The organism is Kribbella sp. NBC_01505 (genome assembly GCF_045040285.1).
Lineage (GTDB): Bacteria > Actinomycetota > Actinomycetes > Propionibacteriales > Kribbellaceae > Kribbella.
Genome location: NZ_CP109425.1, coordinates 840876 through 857984, shown reverse-complemented (window position 1 = coordinate 857984; position 17109 = coordinate 840876). Strand labels below are relative to the sequence as shown.

10 protein-coding genes are annotated in these 17109 nt (G+C 67.5%); 4 read left to right on the top strand and 6 right to left on the bottom strand.

What is annotated here, in order from left to right:
• Positions 1-13: 13 nt before the first annotated feature.
• The 5 genes from OG474_RS03705 to OG474_RS03685 form a co-directional block, all read right to left on the bottom strand.
• Positions 14-3439 (bottom strand): S8 family serine peptidase, encoded by a 3426-nt coding sequence (locus OG474_RS03705; RefSeq protein WP_405060753.1) that lies wholly within the window; start codon positions 3437-3439, stop codon positions 14-16.
• A gap of 87 nt (positions 3440-3526) precedes the next feature.
• On the bottom strand, positions 3527-4633 hold the full coding sequence (locus OG474_RS03700) for a CU044_5270 family protein (protein ID WP_405060752.1): 1107 nt from the start codon (positions 4631-4633) through the stop codon (positions 3527-3529).
• On the bottom strand, positions 4633-5280 hold the full coding sequence (locus tag OG474_RS03695) for an RNA polymerase sigma factor (RefSeq protein ID WP_405060751.1): 648 nt from the start codon (positions 5278-5280) through the stop codon (positions 4633-4635). The genes OG474_RS03700 and OG474_RS03695 overlap by 1 nt, the downstream gene beginning before the upstream one ends.
• Before the next feature lie 181 nt (positions 5281-5461).
• A complete protein-coding gene (locus tag OG474_RS03690) occupies positions 5462-9595 on the bottom strand; it encodes a GH116 family glycosyl hydrolase (protein ID WP_405060750.1) in 4134 nt (1377 codons plus the stop codon).
• Positions 9596-9712: 117 nt separating this feature from the next.
• Positions 9713-10036: a hypothetical protein gene (locus tag OG474_RS03685; RefSeq protein WP_405060749.1), complete on the bottom strand. Its 324-nt coding sequence runs from the start codon at positions 10034-10036 to the stop codon at positions 9713-9715.
• Positions 10037-10170: 134 nt separating this feature from the next.
• Between OG474_RS03685 and OG474_RS03680 the strand changes: the two genes are divergently transcribed.
• From OG474_RS03680 to OG474_RS03670, 3 genes are all read left to right on the top strand, one after another.
• Positions 10171-10485: an STAS domain-containing protein gene (locus tag OG474_RS03680; protein WP_405060748.1), complete on the top strand. Its 315-nt coding sequence runs from the start codon at positions 10171-10173 to the stop codon at positions 10483-10485.
• A 74-nt stretch (positions 10486-10559) separates the two neighbouring features.
• Positions 10560-12542, top strand: a complete 1983-nt coding sequence (locus tag OG474_RS03675; RefSeq protein WP_405060747.1) for a protein meaA — start codon at positions 10560-10562, stop codon at positions 12540-12542.
• Between the two features lie 70 nt (positions 12543-12612).
• Entirely contained in the window at positions 12613-14655 is a 2043-nt protein-coding gene (locus tag OG474_RS03670) for a sialate O-acetylesterase (protein WP_405060745.1), read from the top strand.
• Here OG474_RS03670 and OG474_RS03665 read toward each other — a convergent pair.
• Complete coding sequence (locus OG474_RS03665) at positions 14652-15140, bottom strand: pyridoxamine 5'-phosphate oxidase family protein (RefSeq protein WP_405060744.1); 489 nt, start codon at positions 15138-15140, stop codon at positions 14652-14654. The genes OG474_RS03670 and OG474_RS03665 overlap by 4 nt on opposite strands.
• A gap of 79 nt (positions 15141-15219) precedes the next feature.
• Between OG474_RS03665 and OG474_RS03660 the strand changes: the two genes are divergently transcribed.
• Positions 15220-17061 (top strand): hypothetical protein, encoded by a 1842-nt coding sequence (locus OG474_RS03660; protein WP_405060743.1) that lies wholly within the window; start codon positions 15220-15222, stop codon positions 17059-17061.
• The last annotated feature ends 48 nt before the right edge of the window (positions 17062-17109 follow it).

Sequence of the window (17109 nt, the reverse complement as noted above, 5' to 3'; positions counted from 1 at the left end):
CAGGAGATCTGGGCTACTTGACCTCGTAGGCCCGGGTGATCGTCTGATCGACCTGATTGCCGGCTGCGTCCCGCGCCTGAGCCCGGAGCGTGACGAAGCCGGCCGTCTGGTCGAGCGACGCCTTCCAGGTGGCCGCACCGGTACGCCGTACCGACACCGGGTGCCAGGTCTTGCCGTCGTCGGAGGACGCCGACAACTGCAGCGCCACGATCGGCCGTGCGGGCGCCTTGAACGCGGTCTGCACAGTCACCGGGAACTCGAACCGCCCTTGTGCTGCGCGGTTCCGCTCGTCCAGCTGTGGGGTGTACCGCACGTTCAGCAACGGCAGTGCGGTGTCCACACCATCCGGAGTCCGCTTGGAGCGGAACGTCCACCGCGACGAGATCTCCGGTGACAGCTTGGTCCAGTCGTCGGCCCGCTTGGTCACCTTGGTGAGCTGGTACGTCGCCTCGTCCGCAGGGACCGCGAACGTCTGGAGGGCGAGTGAATCGGACGCACCGATCTCTCGACCGTCCCGGATCACCGTGGTGTGCTCCGACTTGAGTCCGGCGTCGCCCAACCGGTTCGGTGTTCCGTCGGCGAAGGACGGCACGTAGATGCTCAGGCTGTCACCGTCCCGAGACGACCAGGGCAGTGCGTCGCGGCCCGGGTTGCCGATCCGCGGGTCCGGCAGGCTCGGCCCGAAGACTCCGCGTTGCCAGTCGACCTTCGTCGTCCGTCCGGCCGGGTACGCCGTCGGCGCGGAGTCGAGCAGGGTCAGGTACTCGTAGCCGTTGTCGGGTGTGTACCGGTAGACCTCGTTGCTGAACGACCACACCACGTTCTTCGTGGAGTAGTACTCGTCGCGGCGGAACGGCAGGTTCATCCCGATCGCCGGAGTGAAGACGAAGGCCGGCACCGCATGACCACTCGGGTCGAGCTGGGGCAGGGACGCGAAGCTGTAGTTGGTGGCGCGGTAGCCGGGTTCTCCGGCGTACGAGGCGTCCAGATGCGCGTAGTCACGCGGATTGGTGATGACCGACGGGTTGGCTGGAACCTGTCCCGGCCACACAGCCGCATCGTGGTAGAAGTACGGGCTGTCCAGGTAGAGCTCGCCGCCAGGGTCCTGTCCGTCCGGCATGCCCGCCCAGGCAACGTGTGCGAAGGCCGTGTACTTGTTCGGCGCGTGCGTCCGGTTCGGGACGACGTACATGGCGGGTACGAAGCTCGCCGTACCGCCGTTGGCGACGCCCACGCCGCTCGTGTAGGTGCCATCGGCGAGGGTACGAGCCGCACCGACACCACCGGTCGCGGCCGATGCGTCGGTGACCGGCGGCCGGGCTGCGATCTGGCGGGCCTTGCTGCCGTCGAGGTTGATCGGTCCGGCCGCTCCGAGCACCAGATCGGGCTCGGTGAAGTAGGTGACCTCGCCGAAGCCGACGCCCTCGGGGTTGATCGTCGCGGTGTAGCCGTCGACGATGTAGTGACCCGCGGGCAGCTGCACTGAGTCGCCGGACGCGACGGAGTACATCGCCAGCCGGTCCACATCGATCAGGTAGGTCCCGGAGACGTGCTCATCGTCGTTGCCGGCCGGTGCGCCGGTCCGGTCGGTCATGACCACCTTGTGGTCGTAGGTGGTGATCTCCTTGCCCACACCGACCGTGCTGCGCACCGTCATGCCGTTGCCGCTGGCAACTAGCCAGGCGCCGTACGCACCCTCGGCCGCTGAGTCAGGGACGTCTGCTGTCACGTCGACGGTCGCACTGCCCTTGGCTGGGACCACAACCGAGGAGGTGCTGAGTTTGAACACCTTGGCGCCGTTGAGCTTCAGAGACAGCCGCACCGGCTGCGCACTGTCGTTGAAGTAGGTCATGGGCTTCGTGACCGGCTTGTCGTCGTTGTGCGGTGCTGCCTGCAGTCCCAGGTTCAGACTGCTCGGCATGGCCAGCACTGGTTGCTTGAGCGCCGCTGCGACGTCCACGCGGCCAGCACCCTGGGTGTAGATGCTCTGGTCGCGCAGTCCGAGCGACGAGCCCATCAGGGCCGACTTCAGCTGGTCTGCCTTCCAGTCCGGGTGCGCCTGCGCCAACAGAGCAGCAGCCCCGGCCACATGCGGTGCGGCCATCGACGTGCCCGACAGTTCGGCGTACGAGGAGTTGATCGCGAACGGGTCCAGGGGAGTGTTCGCAGCGCGCGCAGCGACGATTCGGCTGCCCGGTGCGGAGATGTCGGGCTTCACCGACAGGTCGCCCAGACGTGGTCCCTGGCTGGAGAAGTCGCTGTGTCCGTCGGACTTGGTCACCGAGGCGACTGCCAGCGCGGCATCCGCGGCAGCCGGTTCGGACACCGTTTCCGCAGCACCGAAGTTGCCCGCGGAGACGACGAAGAGCGTGCCGGTACTCGCGGTCAGCCGGTTGAGCGTCTCGGAGAGGATGTCCGTGCCGTCGGACGGACCGCCGCCGATGCTCATGTTGACGACGCGGGCACCGGAGTTCGCGGCCCACTCCATTCCGGCGATGATCGCCGAGGTCTCGCAGTTGCGGCCGCCGCAGACCTTGCCGATCATCAGGTCCGCGTCCGGCGCCACACCGCGGTACTTGCCGGCCGATGCGGCTCCGGTACCGGCCACCGTCGAAGCGGTGTGGGTGCCGTGCCCGATGATGTCGAGCACGTCTTTGTCGTCCTCGCTGGTGAAACCCTTGGTCGCAATCACGCGACCCTTCAGGTCCGGGTGGGTGGCGTCGTACCCGCTGTCCAGTACGGCGACCTTGACGCCCTTACCGGTGAGCCCGGCCTTCCACGCGGCCGGTGCGCCGATCTGCGGGACACTGCGGTCCAGGTTCGGCGTCACACCGCCGTCCAGCCAGACCTTCTTCACAGTGCCGGCCAGTCCGGTACGGCGCTTGGCCTGCGGGCTGTTCAGCCAGCTCCACCACAGGTCTCCGGCCTGACTGCGTTGCTGGCCGATCGCGACCGCGTCGATGATCGGCAGCTCGCGTTTGACCTCGGTGCCTTCCGGTAACGCGCTCCGGACTGCACGCGCTGCCCCACTGGCGGCGTACTGGACCAGTAGTGGCAGCTTTGGCGCGGACTGGTCGTCCAGGCCGAGTTCTCCGAGCAGTGCGACGTCGAACAGGCGCTCGTCGACCACACCGGAGTTCACCAGCGGCATGGCGTCCAGCGGGACCACCAGCTGCTTCTTGCCGAAGGCAACCTTGTGGAAGGCCATCCGGTCTCGCCCAGGACCAGGGCGGACGTCGATCGGCACAACACCGGTGCTGGTACTACGGGCGAACACCTTGTCGCCGGTCACCAGAGTGAAGGTCAGTGAGTTGCTGGTTGCGGTAGTGGAGGCCTGAGCAGTGGACTGCTCAGCTCCAACAGCAGGTGGGACGGTCGAAGCCAGTACGACGAGTGCGATGACTGTTGCCGTCGCTGCGGCTTTTCGGGTTTTTGGCAAGGGGTTCACCTCGGGAGGAAGGGCGATTCCGGGCAGGGTGAAGCGCGGTGCGGCTCAGACAGAGCCGTACCGGAGGGGTTTAGGGGGTCAGCGCAGTGCGGTGGAGGGCGGGGTGGGCTTGTCGTTCGTCCAGCCGGACTCGAGGACGACGTCCGCGCCCTTGTTGGGGCCGAACATCTGCTGGGCGAGCAGGCGCCCGTGCACCGGGTCGATGATGTAGTCGAGCTGGCTGCCGCTGTACAGGGACGGGGCGGCGCCGGGCTTGATCCGGCCGAAGTCGGTCTTCAGCGAGATCTTGGTGCCGACGCGGCCCAGTGGATCCTTGACGTTCTGCTCGATCGTCACGCCTGGGATCGTCGACAGCACCCGCAGCACCGCGCCGCGCAGCTTCGGCGGCGACGGGGCCTCGAACAACAGTCGGCCGGCCGCGGAGTACACGGTGTAGTTCTGTGCCTCCGCGTTCGCCGGATCCGCTCCCTGGGCCAGGAACTCGCGCAGCTTCACCGGATCCGTAGGCAGGGCAGCGATCTGCTGCGCGCTGAGGGGCTTCGTGCCGGTCAGGTAGTAGCCGACCGGCACGTCCTCGAAGGACATCTTGTTGACCACTGGCTTGGTCGGCGCCAGGGTGATCGGGTTGACCAGCTCGCTCTGCACCCAGGACGTCGGTGCGCCCTGGGCGCGCCACTTTGCCTCGTCGCCCGGGGTGGCCGGCTTGTAGCCGAGTTCGACCCAGCCGAACCAGGACTCCACGCCTGGCTTCATCGGCATCCACCGCTCGTCGATGCTCTGCCGCTTCAGCGTGTACTTCGGGTTACCGACGCGGGTGCCGGTGTCCACGTGCAGAGTGCGGACCCGGAAGTACTTACCGGACACCTTCTCGTCCGCCTCCTGCTGGACTGCCGCAGCGATCAGCACCTCGCTGGCACTCGCCAGTCGCGGCGGTGTCAGGGTCGCAGGTGCCACTCCGACATCTCCGGAGCTGGGCCCCTGCAGTAGCGGTACGCCGAGAGCGACCACTGTGACCACAGCCGTGGTCGCGGTCACCGCACCGCCGATCCAGGCCAGTCTGGTGCGGCTGCGGCGCTTCTCCTCGTGGATGAGGGCCTGCAGCTGCCGGCGTGCGGCGGCCGATGCCTCCGGGCTGGGCCCGTCGTCCTCGGGGAAGGCGTTGCGGATCGACTCGAGTTCGTTCATCAGGAGTCAGCTCCCGTCGGATCGGTGGGGCCAAGAGATTCGCGGATGATGCGCCGGGCCCTGGACAGGCGCGAGCACACCGTGCCGTACGCGATCCCGAGTGCGGTGGCGACTTCGTCGTACGTGAGCTGACCGAGTGCGACCAGCAGCAGGACCTCACGGTCCTTGGCGGAGACCTTGGCCAGCGCTGCAGCGAGCTCGCGGCTGACGCCCTGTGCGGTCACCTGCGCAGCGACGCGCTCCTCGTGACCACTGGTCGGCTCCGGGAGCGGCAGCTTGCTGGTCGCCCGCCAGGCCCGCACCTCGTTGCGGCGGTGCCGCCGGATCAGATTGGTCGCGATGCCGTACAGCCAGGCCCGGACCACGCCGTTGCGGCTGTTGAACCGCTCCCGCTGCCGGAACGCGATCAGAAACGTCTCCGCGGCCAGATCGTCGGCGAGATCCGTGCCGAGCCGGCGTGCGACGTACGAGTGCACCTGTCCGAAGTACTGGTCGAAGATGTGCGTGAACCGGTCCGGCTCCCGCACAGACGCCTCCAGGATGAGACTGTCCTCATCCGCCGCCGGGCTCTGGGCAGCCTGCACCCGGCCCGCCGAATTCATCCGGCTTGGCAGCGCGATGGCCGCCAAGGCCACGTCGGGCGTCATCGAACTCCTCACGTCTGCTGGGTCGCCGATCGGCTCGCCCTGTTCTTGCCCGATGTCCCCAGACCCCTTCTCGTGACCCCCGTCACACCTGCCCAGCCGCTGGGCGCGCCGGGAGATAGACGCACGAGAAGGCCCTCCGGAGGACACCTCCGGAGGGCCGACTTCGATTCGAAGCCCGCAGTTACCAGGCGAGGGCTACCTCCAGGGTCTGGCCGGTTTGCAGCACTGTCGCCGAATCGAGGGTGATCAGGGCGCGGTCGCCCTGCACGGTGAGGGTGGCGGGCATCGTCGTGGTGCCGACCTTCACGACTACCGATCGGGCCGGTACGGCGGTGCGCTGGCTGAAGGTGGCGATCTTCACCTGGCCGTAGCGGACCTCGACAGCGGCGGTCTGGCTCGCGGCGGTCCGCTTCTGCCGGTAGGAGCCCCAGCCTTCGGCGGCGGTGAAGGCTGCTGCGAAGTCCTCGGGGGTCAGTTGCGGCGCGAAGCCAAGATGTGCCTTCGGCCCGTGGTACTCGTACCCGCAGGCCGCCAGGAACACCGCGTGGCTCATCATCGCGCGGGTGTAGTGATCGCCGCACTCGATCTCGCTGTACGGATTGCGCTTGGTCGCGGAGTACCGGTCGTTCACCGCGCGGGTGATCGCCAGGCTCTCGGCGGTCATGCCCTCCGACATCAGGTGCGCGGCGAGCTGGTACTCCTGGCCGCTCCAGACCTCGTTGAAGTAGTACTGAACACCCTCCGTGCCGCGCTCGTTCACGCCGCCGTTCTTCCAGGTGCACATCACCACGCCGGGCTCGCCGGCCACGGAGTACACCCGTCCACCGGGGATGCCCGAGATCCGGGTGTAGTTCGCCGAGTCGGGGAGGAAGTTGTTGCGGTAGATGCTGCCGAGGGCGATCTTCGCCTTGTCGGCCGCGAACACTCGCGGCAGTCCGAGCTGCGCGGCATACGTCTGGCCGAACATCTGGTCGATGTAGACGCCCCGGTTGGAGTTCATGGTGGTGGGCCGGTTGGGGTCCACCCGGTGCACGTAGTAGCCGTAGGTGCCGTTCCACAAGGTGCTGTCGAGGAAGGCAGTACCACGATCAGCCAGTACGGCGTAGCGCTGGGCGGCCGTCGTATCGCCGGTCTCGGTCGCCATCGCCGCGGCGGCCCGCAGCGCGGCGACGTACAGGCCGGAGATCCAGGGCACCTCGCCGAACCATTCGGAGTCGAGCGTGTTGTGCTGGCTGCCCTCGATCACCCCGTCGGAGTCGACGTCGCGGTTGTTCACCAGGAACTCGACAGCCAGCCGCACCTTCGGCCAGACCCGGGTCAGGAACGAACTGTCACTGGTCATCTGGTGCTCACGGTAGATGCGCAGGACCGTGCCGCACTGCCCGTCGATGAAGGAGTCCTCCAGCTCGCCCCGGTTGCGCATCTCACCGTTCGGGCGCAGGGCCAGGCCGAGGTCGATCCGCTCGCGGGTGTCCCGCTCCAGGACAGGGAAGAGCCGGGCCGCGCTCTGCGCGTAGTTCCAGACGTGCTGGCAGGTGCCGATCGCCGTATAGACGCCTTCGAAAGCGTAGAACCGGCCGTTGTCGAATCGCCAGCAGGTGCTGGTGGCGAGAGTCGACGCATTCGCCAGCGTGCGCTCACAGAACCAGTGCGGCAGCGTCGAGTCCGCGTAGAACGCCTGCACCCACGACCTGGTCTGAGCCTCCAGTCGCCCAGCGTTCGAGGCCAGTGACTCGATCACGGCGCGCGCGTTGGCGAACCGGGTCGAGTAGTGCCGCCGCAAGGTCCATCGGTCCGTCAACCGGTCGCCGACGATCGGGGCCACCTTGGTGAAGAACCAGCCGAGTGCGAACCGCAGCGTCGCGGACTCGCCGGGGGCGAGCGTCACAGTCGAGCTGACGGCTCCGGCCATGGCCGTACCTTCGACCTCCGCGGTCCTGGCGGCGGAATCGAGCACGGCTGCCGGCGACGACCAGTCGGCGATCGACGGGCGGACCACCGCGGCCGGATCCAGGGCGGCCAGCGCGAACCCGCCGCCGTCGTACCGGTCGATGATCTTGTTCGAACGCACCGGCCGGTTGGAGAAGATGATCCGGTCGCAGCTCACGTGGCCCCAGGAGCCGGCGTGATCGTCGATCACCCGGATCCGCGCCTTGCGGCCGAGGAAGCGGCCGACGTTCATCGACACGGCCTGCAACGGCTCGATCTCCTGACCGTTGCATGAGGCAACCACTTGTCCGTCCACCAGGACCTGGACCGCGGTCTTGTCCGGGTGCCCGCCGCCACCGATCCACGCGGTCACGAAGCGTCTGCTGATCGTGAACTCCGGGCTCGTCAGCGATCCGGTCGGCGCATCCGCGTCCCCGCCCCGGAAGGCGTACGACGTGACGTAGCGCGTGCCGGAGACGTTCAGCTCGGTGATCTCCCCGAACGGGCGCCGGTAGAACGGCGGTAGTTCGGCCGGTGTCACCGGGCCCGGTCCAAACGCGGTACCGCTGACGGTCCACGGCGCGAAGGCGGTCCGCTCCCAGTCCTCGAAGAGGATCTCGGGTGCGTCGGTGAAGTGGATCGCACCGGCGCTGAAGTGGCCCCAGTGCCCGCCCAGCAGGTCGCTGATCCTGACCTGCGCGTTGCGGCCCTCCCAGGCGCCAACGTCGAGCGTCGTCACCTCCAGCGGCTCACTGTTCCGGCCGGTGACCGAGGCAACGACCACGCCGTCGACCAGCACGTCCACGCAGGTCTGGCCCGGATGATCGCCACCGCTGACCGACACCGAGACGAACCTACGGGCCAGCCGGAAGGTTGCGCTGGTCAACGATCCGGTGTGACTGTCGAGGTCGCCGCCCGCACGCCAGTTGTACGACGTGACGAAGCGATTGCCGGTGACGTTGAGATCGCCGTACCGGCGGAATCCTGTCGGCGCGGCTGCCACGTCGGCCTCACCGACCGGCCCCGGGCCGAACGCCGTACCGGTGACTGTCCAGCCGGTGAAGTCGGTCTGGTCCCAGTCTTCGAACACCACCTCGTCGCGGTCGCTGAAGACGATCAGATCGACGGTGACATGGGCCCAGTGGCCGCCCAGCTGATCGACGATCTCGATCCGCGCGGACTTGCCCTCGTGGGCGCTGACATCGAGAGTGCGCGCCAGTACCCGCTCGTCGTCGGAGCCCGTGACGGTCGCGACGATCTGCCCGTCCACCACCACCCGGGCGCAGGTGGTGCCAGGGTGGTTGCCGCCGCCGAGCGAGATCGTGACGAACCTGCGGCTGATGGTGAACGCGGGGCTGACCAGAGTGCCGGTTCTGTTGTCGGGATCCCCGGTCAGGCGGAAGTTGTGCGAGGTGACGAGGCGGGTGCCGGTGGAGTTCAGGTGGTGCTGCGCGGGGCCGTCGTACCGCTTCATGTAGTCCGGCACCGAGGCCGACAGCACGGGTCCGCTGCCGAAGGCATCGCCGGTTGTGGTCCAGGGTGCGTAGGTGTCGCGTTCCCAGTCCTCGAAGACGATGTCCGGTCTGGGCGCGGGCTGATCAGCCGCGGTGAAGTCGACGTACCGGACCTGCGCCTGACTGACCGCGGCGCTACGAAGCCGGGTGATCTGCTGGTTCGCGGTGAAGTGACAGACCGGGTTCTCGCTGAAGCCGGCGACCGTGGCCTTCACGGTGCTCGCGGAGGTGTTCTTGAGTGTGTAGGCCATGATCGTCGCCGGATAACTGGAGTCGTCGGTCGCGAGCGGGACGAACGGGCTGAAAGCGTCGAGCGTGACCTCGACCGGCGAATCGGCGGCCTTGAAGGCGACCGTGCCGATCGGGTAGCGGCCGACGAACTTCACATCACTGAAGCCGGTGGAGTCCAGTGCCCTCGTCCGTACGGCGCCCGCTGCCTCGGTCCGCAGTACGAACCCGCTCCTGAACGGCGTGGCAGCCGCGTTAGAGGCGGGGGTCATGGGTGCGACGTAGTGGCTGCCGCCGCAGTCGTTTCCGCCGGGCGGGAACCCGTTCTGGTTGAAGATGTCCCAGACCCAGAGGCGGCCGTCGCCGGACAGGTAGACCTGCCCACAGGTGATCCCACCGACCGGCATCCCGATTCTGGCCAGTGCGGCACCGCTGTACTCGGTTGGGACCCCACGATCGGCCAGCTCCTGCAGGGACGCCGGGACGAGTGGCCCAGCCGGGCTGGCGAGCGCTGTGGTCGACGGCAGCATCGCACCGGCGACACCGAGCGCCGATGCGGCCAGAAAGGTACGGCGGCGAACGTCGGTGGCGCCGCAGGTGCACTTGTCGCAACGGCAGCAGTTCGGGGAATGCTGAATGACCATGGGGGGATAGAAACCGATTTCCCAGCACCCCGACAGCAGCTGCGCCATGGTCGAAAGGTCTATTGCCCCACGCGCCAGGCCGTTGCGTCCGACGCGCTGGGGGCGCTATGGGGCGCGTCAGTGGGTGTCGAGCAGACCGCGCGCGGCGGCCTCATCCTTCGGCCAGACGTAGACCGTCCAGCCGTCCTTGGTACGGGCGGTGGTGGCCTTGATCCCGAAGTCCTTCAGTTTCGACACGGTGACCCGGGCGGCGTTGTGACTGTGCTCGGTCCGTACGTCGATCAGCAGGCCGAAGGCGTCCCGCTCGGCCGGGCGGTCGTCCACCCGGCGGACCAGGGAGCCGCGCTTGGCCTTGGAGAAGGCCCAGCGGCAGAGCAGCACCATCAGCCCGGCGAACGCCAGGGCGACGACGGGGAACAGGAAGTACCGCTCGGCGAACACATACCCCATTCTGTCCCGAAACAAAATCTCGTGCGGTCTTGGCAACCATCCGTGTCTCCGGGGAGTCTTTACGAACACAACGCTGCACAGCGGCCGATCACTCGGGGGCCGCCGGACGAGCGGAGGGCACGGACATGCACGCACCGACCCACGACAACGTCGTACATCTGACCGGCATCCTGGACGTCCGCTGTGTGGGCGACGTTCGGCAGACTCTCAACCACCTGATCGACACCTCCTCCGGCGACGTGATCGTCGACCTGGAAGACGTTGATGCGGTCGACGCGGCCGGCCTGGGTCTCCTGGTGGCGACCCACCGCCGTACCCAGCTTCTGGGCCGTCAACTCGTCCTCTGGCATCCGCTCCCGTCCGTGGTGCGGATCCTCGCGGTCACCCGCCTGCACCGCATCCTCCATGTCGAACGGATCCCGTTACCGATGACTGCCTAATGTGACGTAGCCGCCTCGTGACACGAGTCACGAGGGGGCGACTCACAAGGTCACACAGTCCTACTCTCGGGTACATGGCGACTGGTGAGCGGGACCGGCCGTGGGTCATGCGGACCTACGCGGGGCACTCCTCCGCGGCGGAGTCCAACGCCCTGTTCCGGCGGAATCTGGAAAAGGGACAGACCGGGCTGTCGGTCGCGTTCGACCTGCCGACCCAGACCGGGTACGACGCCGACCATCCGCTGGCCAAGGGCGAGGTGGGCAAGGTCGGCGTACCGGTGGCGCATCTGGGTGATGTGCGGGCGCTGTTCGACCAGATCCCGCTGGCGCAGATGAACACGTCGATGACGATCAACGCGCCGGCCATGTGGTTGCTGGCGCTCTATCAGGTGGCTGCGCAGGAGCAGGGCGCGTTGCCGTCCGAGCTGACCGGTACGACGCAGAACGACATCGTCAAGGAGTACCTGTCCCGCGGCACCTATGCTTTCCCGCCGGATGCGTCGCTGCGACTGACTACTGACCTGATCGCGTACACGGTCGCGAATGTCCCCAAGTGGAACCCGATCAACATCTGCAGCTACCACCTTCAGGAGGCCGGAGCCACTCCGGTTCAGGAGCTGGCGTTCGCGCTCTCCACGGCGATCGCCGTACTGGATCGGGTGCGTGACGGCGGACAGGTGGACCCGGAGCGGTTCGGCGACGTCGTACAGCGGATCTCCTTCTTCGTGAACTCCGGAGTGCGGTTCATCGAGGAGATGTGCAAGATGCGCGCGTTCGTCCGGCTCTGGGACGAGCTGACACTGGAGCGGTACGGCGTCACGGACCCCAAGGCCAGGCGATTGCGGTACGGCGTCCAGGTGAACTCGCTGGGACTGACCGAGGCGCAGCCCGAGAACAACGTGCAGCGGATCGTCCTGGAGATGCTCGGAGTGACGCTCTCCAAGAGCGCACGGGCGCGTGCGGTGCAGTTACCGGCGTGGAACGAAGCACTCGGCCTCCCCCGGCCGTGGGACCAGCAGTGGTCGCTCAGAATGCAGCAGGTGCTCGCCTATGAGTCCGACCTGCTCGAGTACGACGACATCTTCGACGGCTCGCATGTCATCGCAGCGAAGGTGGAGGAGCTGGTCGCCGGTGCGCGCGACGAGATCGACCGCGTGCAGGCGATGGGTGGTGCGGTCGTGGCCGTGGAGAGCGGCTATCTGAAGGGCGCTCTGGTCGGTTCGCACGCGGAGCGCTGGCAGCGGATCGAGTCCGGTGAGCAGGTCGTCGTCGGCGTCAACAAGTTCCAGAACACGGAGCCGTCGCCGCTGACCGCTGACCTGGACGCTGCGATCCAGACTGTCGATCCTGCTGCCGAACAGGCCGCACTGAACTCACTGCGCGAGTGGCGGGCGCAGCGGGACCAGAAGGCCGCTGAGATTGCACTGGCAAAGCTGCGCGAGACTGCGAAGGGCACCGACAACCTGATGCCCGCAACGCTCGAGTGTGTCCGGGCCGGCGTGACCACGGGCGAGTGGTCCGGCGTACTGCGGGAGATGTTCGGCGAGTACCGCGCACCGACCGGAGTGTCCGGCTCGGTGGGTGTGTCCGCCGGCGGTGAGGCGATCGCTGCGGTCCGCGAGAAGGTCACCGAGACTTCGAACGAGCTGGGCGGCCGACTGCGGTTCCTGGTCGGCAAGCCCGGGCTGGACGGACACTCGAACGGCGCCGAGCAGGTCGCCGTCCGGGCTCGCGACGTCGGCTTCGAGGTGATCTACCAGGGCATCCGGCTGACACCTGAGCAGATCGTCGCGGCCGCGGTCGCGGAGGACGTGCACTGTGTCGGGCTGTCGATCCTGTCCGGCTCGCACATGGAGCTGGTCCCGGCCGTCGTGGCCGGCCTGCGCGAGGCCGGCCTCGAAGACGTGCCGGTGGTCGTCGGCGGCATCGTCCCCGACGCCGACGCCAAGGCCTTGCTGGCCTCCGGTGTGGCGGCGGTCTACACGCCGAAGGACTACGACCTGACCGGAATGATGTCCGACATGGTCGACGTCATCCGCCACGCCAATAAGCTTTAGCCCGATGGCGGCGATGGTAGTTTTTTGACCTCGGACGTTGAGGTCCACCATCTCCCGGAGGTCCCGCCCCATGCGTCGGTACGCCCCTGCCATCGTGTCCACGATCCTCGCCACCATCGCAACCCTCGGAGCCGTCGGCAGTCCCGCGTCTGCTGACACCCAGGCTGCCGGCTGCGATGCGGCCGCGGCCGGATACACCACGGCCCTGCAGATCAACCTGCCCACGTCGGCGACCTGGCTGAACAAGACACCGCCGTACACCGTGAACAACACGGCGGCGATCGGCTCCAACTTCGATCGGGTCGGCTACTGCCTCGAGCTGAACGGCCCGAAGGGGGTTCAGTGGGTGTGGACGGCGATGGAGCCGTTCACCAGTGACGCCAAGCGGCTGGGCCTGCAGACCTTCGCCGGTCAGATCTTCCGGCAGCAGGTCACCGACCTCGAGGTGGCTTCCAACGTGGCCGGTGTGACGACCGGGACCGGGCAGACCGGCTACATCGAGATGTGGCCGAACCAGTACAGCGGGTCCGCCAGCGGTCAGGTCGCCAATGCCTCGGCGAGCACGTACGACGCCGATGACAGCCCGACGACGGTTCTCGGCCATGGCTCGTTCCAGATCCACCAGATCGGTGCCACCAAGCCATCGACTGTGCCGGCCAAGCCGGTGCTCTCCGTCAACAGGTTCGCCGAGACGACCGCCAAGACTCTGGCCCTCGGCATCGGCACGAACACCGCCGGAGCGCCCGACTGGACGCTGACCGACAACGCGGCGACGTACACGCAGCGCAAGCTGACCGTCTACGCTCGCCCCTCGCTGGTGAAGCTGACCGAGATGCCCCAGGACCTGAAGCTGGTCCCGCGCGACAGCGAGAACGGTGCGAGCCCCGCGGTGGCCGGTGAGGTCACAGCGACCGGAGTGGATCACGTGGAACTGCGCGTCACCGGAAACGGCGAGACGCAGACCTTCACCGCTCCCGCCTCGGCGCCGTTCCGGTTCACACCACGCATCCAGGCCGGTCGATGGGACTACACCTTCGAGCTGAAAGCCGTCGGGTCCGGCATCGACCGGGTTGTGGCCAGACGCACCGGCATCGTGTCCGGCGACGTGTACGTAGTACAAGGCCAGTCCAATGCCGAAGCAGCCAAGCGCTCCGGTGACGCGAACGTCGAGGAATCGCCGTACCTGCGCAGTTTCGGAACCTCGAATGCCGACAAGACGATCTCCGGCGCCGACCGGGTCTGGCACTACGCGACCGGGGATGTGACTCAGCAGTCCGGCTCGGCCGGTCAGTGGGCGATCCGGATGGGCCGCCGGATCGTGGACACCTACGGCGTCCCCGTCGCGTTGTTCAACGGCTCGCATGGTGGGCAGCCGGTCAGCTTCTTCCAGCGCAACGACACCACCCCGAACGACCTCGCGACGAACTACGGACGCCTGCGGAGCCGACTGCAGGCGTCGGGGGTGCTCAGCAAGGTCAAGGGCGTGCTCTGGTACCAGGGCGAGGCGGAGAGCGACAACGCAGCAGTGCACATCGCCGGCTTCACGTCCCTGCTGGCGGACTGGCGAACCGAGATGAGTACTGCGAAGTACTTCGGCTACCAGGTGCGCACGTCTCCCTGCGGCAACACCACGAACGTCAACCTCCGCGAGGCACAGCGCAAACTCGGCGACACGCAGGGCGTCACCATACTGTCGACCACGGGACTGTCCGGCCACGACGGCTGCCACTACGCCTACGCCGGCGGCTATCGCGAGATGGGCGACCACACCTTCGCAGTAATAGCTAGAGACCTGTACGGCGGTCCGTCGGTCGGTGTTGCGCCGCCGAACCCGTCCAGCGTGACCAAGAGCGGCACGAGCCTCACGGTGAAGCTGCGGTCGGCCGATCCACTGACGGTGGACTCCGGAGTGGGCGCCGATTTCCGGCTGGTCGGCTCCACTGTCACGGTCAGCTCGGTGGTCTACCAAGCCGATGGCTCACTCAAGCTTTCCCTGTCCGGTACGCCGACCGGTGCGACGGCACTCGTCTACCAGGGTCACCTGAAAGCGGGACCGTGGATCACCAACGCCACCGGTACCGGTCTGCTGGCCTTCAGCTTGGCGATCACCTAGGCGTTCTGCTGCTCGACGATCAGGTCCTCGACGGCCTTCGGGATGGTGGTCTCGAAGTCGAGCAGCTTGGCCCAGGTCAGGGTGACGGTGATGACCACCATCTCGGAGTACAGGCCGCGGACGCCGGCCTCCCAGTCGACGTGTTGCTCCGCTGTCATCACCTTGTGGCCGCCGTCGACGTAGCCCTGCGGAACACCCTGGACGAGCTCGACCTCCGCGGTACCGCGAAGCAGCAGGACCTTCGGCGGGTAAGCGGCCGTGTCGATGGTGAAGGCGACCTTGGGGTCCTTCTTCAGCGCGGCGACCTTGGCCGCCTTCGGGACGGTTGCGATCAGGAGCTGGTCGCCCTCCATCCAGAAGCCGATCGGGATGCAGCGCGGGTCGCCGTCGACGCCGTTGTAGGCCATCCGGGCCGGCTCGGAGCCGTACAGCAGCGCCTGGGAGTAGGGCTTGGCCAGGACGGTGGCGATCTCTTCGGGGGTCATTTCGGTTCCTTCCGGTGGGTGTTCTCATCAGGGAGACGGAGCCGGTGCCCGGTCCTCGACATCGATAGGTTGGGGAATTGTGGAATCTTTCGGATTCGGTCCCGGGACGGTCCAGGTCGCCGACGACGGCGCGGTCGCGCAGGTGCTGCACCCTGACGGCCGCGAGGTGCTCCAGCAGGTTTGGGGCAACGGCTTCATCATCACCGACCGCGGCAGCTACCGCTTCGACCATCCGGCGCTGGTGCGCTGGCGAAGTACCGGCCTCGACCTCCTGCACCAGCTGGGAGACCTGGAGCTTCGCGTCGGCCGCCGCTTCGGCGAGCACTGGACGGAGACTTACGAACTCCGCAATCCGACCGCAGCGCCGGTAGAGGTCGGTTCGCTCGCCATCAGTACGCCGTACCGCGACATCTACCGCTCTAGTCGCGAGAGCCTCACCGGTGCCGTCCATGCGCATGTCTGGACGGGTGGTGCGGACGCCTGGGCGTGGGCGGTCCCAATGGATGGCAGTGGACCCGGTCTGGGGCTGCAGCTCAAGGAAGGCGAGCTCTGGGCCTACTCCGTCGAGGGCCGCGACGCAGACAGCGGCAGCAACGTCCGCGGGCACATCTATCTGCACGTCACCGACCACGCTCGCGCACCGCACGCCATGGGCGGTCAGCCGCCAATCACGCTCGCCCCGGGAGCGTCGTACCGGTGGACCTGGCAGCTTGGCTGGTACGACGACCTGGCCGCCTTCCACGCGGATCGGCAGCCACGGCTCGCTGCGGACCGATTGGCCGCCGAAGTGGGGGAGACGATCGAGGTGCGCGGCCATGGCCCGGTCACGGGCGTCGAGCCCGGACTGCAGTACGTGGAGGCCGACAGTGCGCGGATCGCCCTGCTCTTCCACGAACCGCTGCGAGTGCTCGCCGAACGGCGGGTGCGCTTCATCCTCGACCACCAGCGCCGTCCGGAGCTCGCGGACAGCCGCCGCTACGCCTTCGTGCCTTACGACAACGACAGTGGACTCACCGTGCAGTCCGAGGGCTGGCGAGACTGGTCGGACGGCCGTGAGCGCGTCGGGATGGCCCGTCTGCTGCAGGAGGTCCGTGACCGCGGTTGGGGCGACCGGACCGAGCTGGATGAGGCACTGGCCGGGTACGAGCGCTTCGTCCGCGACTATCTGGTCGACGCGGATGGCACGGTCCACGAGGACAGCGTGGAGCAGGAGCACATCCGGCTCTACAACTTCCCGTGGTTCGCACGGTTCCTGCTGGCGCAGGGCGACCGTGACGGCGCGGTCCGCGTCCTCAATCGCTACTACGAGCTAGGCGGCGACCACTTCCTCGCCTTCGACCTCGGTCCGCTGCTGACCGAGCTGGGACTGCATGAGCATCTGGTCCGGCATGCGCGGATGTTCCTCGAGTACGGCGATGAGCTGCCGCCGCATGAGGTCAACTACGAGCAGTCGATGGTGGCGCCGCTGCTGGAGCTGCTGGTGGCGGCGTACCGGATTGCACCGGGCCAGATCGACGGCGCGGAGCTGAGCCGCAGACTGCCGTGGCTGACCGCGTTCGCGGCGGACCAGCCCGACGCGCGGCTGCGGCACGTGCCGATCCGGCACTGGGACGGCTACTGGTTCGGACGGCTGCGACTGTGGGGTGACGTCTTCCCGCACTACTGGTCTGTCCTCAGTGCGGCCGTGTACGCCGCTTGGCCGCGTGAGCTCGTCAACCAGGAGCAGGCGGCCTGGCTGGACACCGCAGCGGATGCCATCCTGCGCGCGAACCTGGTCAGCTTCGCCGGAGACGGTACGGCGACCTGTGCGTTCGTCTACCCGAGCTGCGTGAACGGCCAGCCGGCGCACGTCGCCGACCCGCTCGCCAACGACCAGGACTGGGCACTCGTCTATGCCCTGCAACTATCAACTGCCTTATAACGATGGAAAGTGTTAAGAGCACCACATCGAAGCGAGAAATCACCGGCA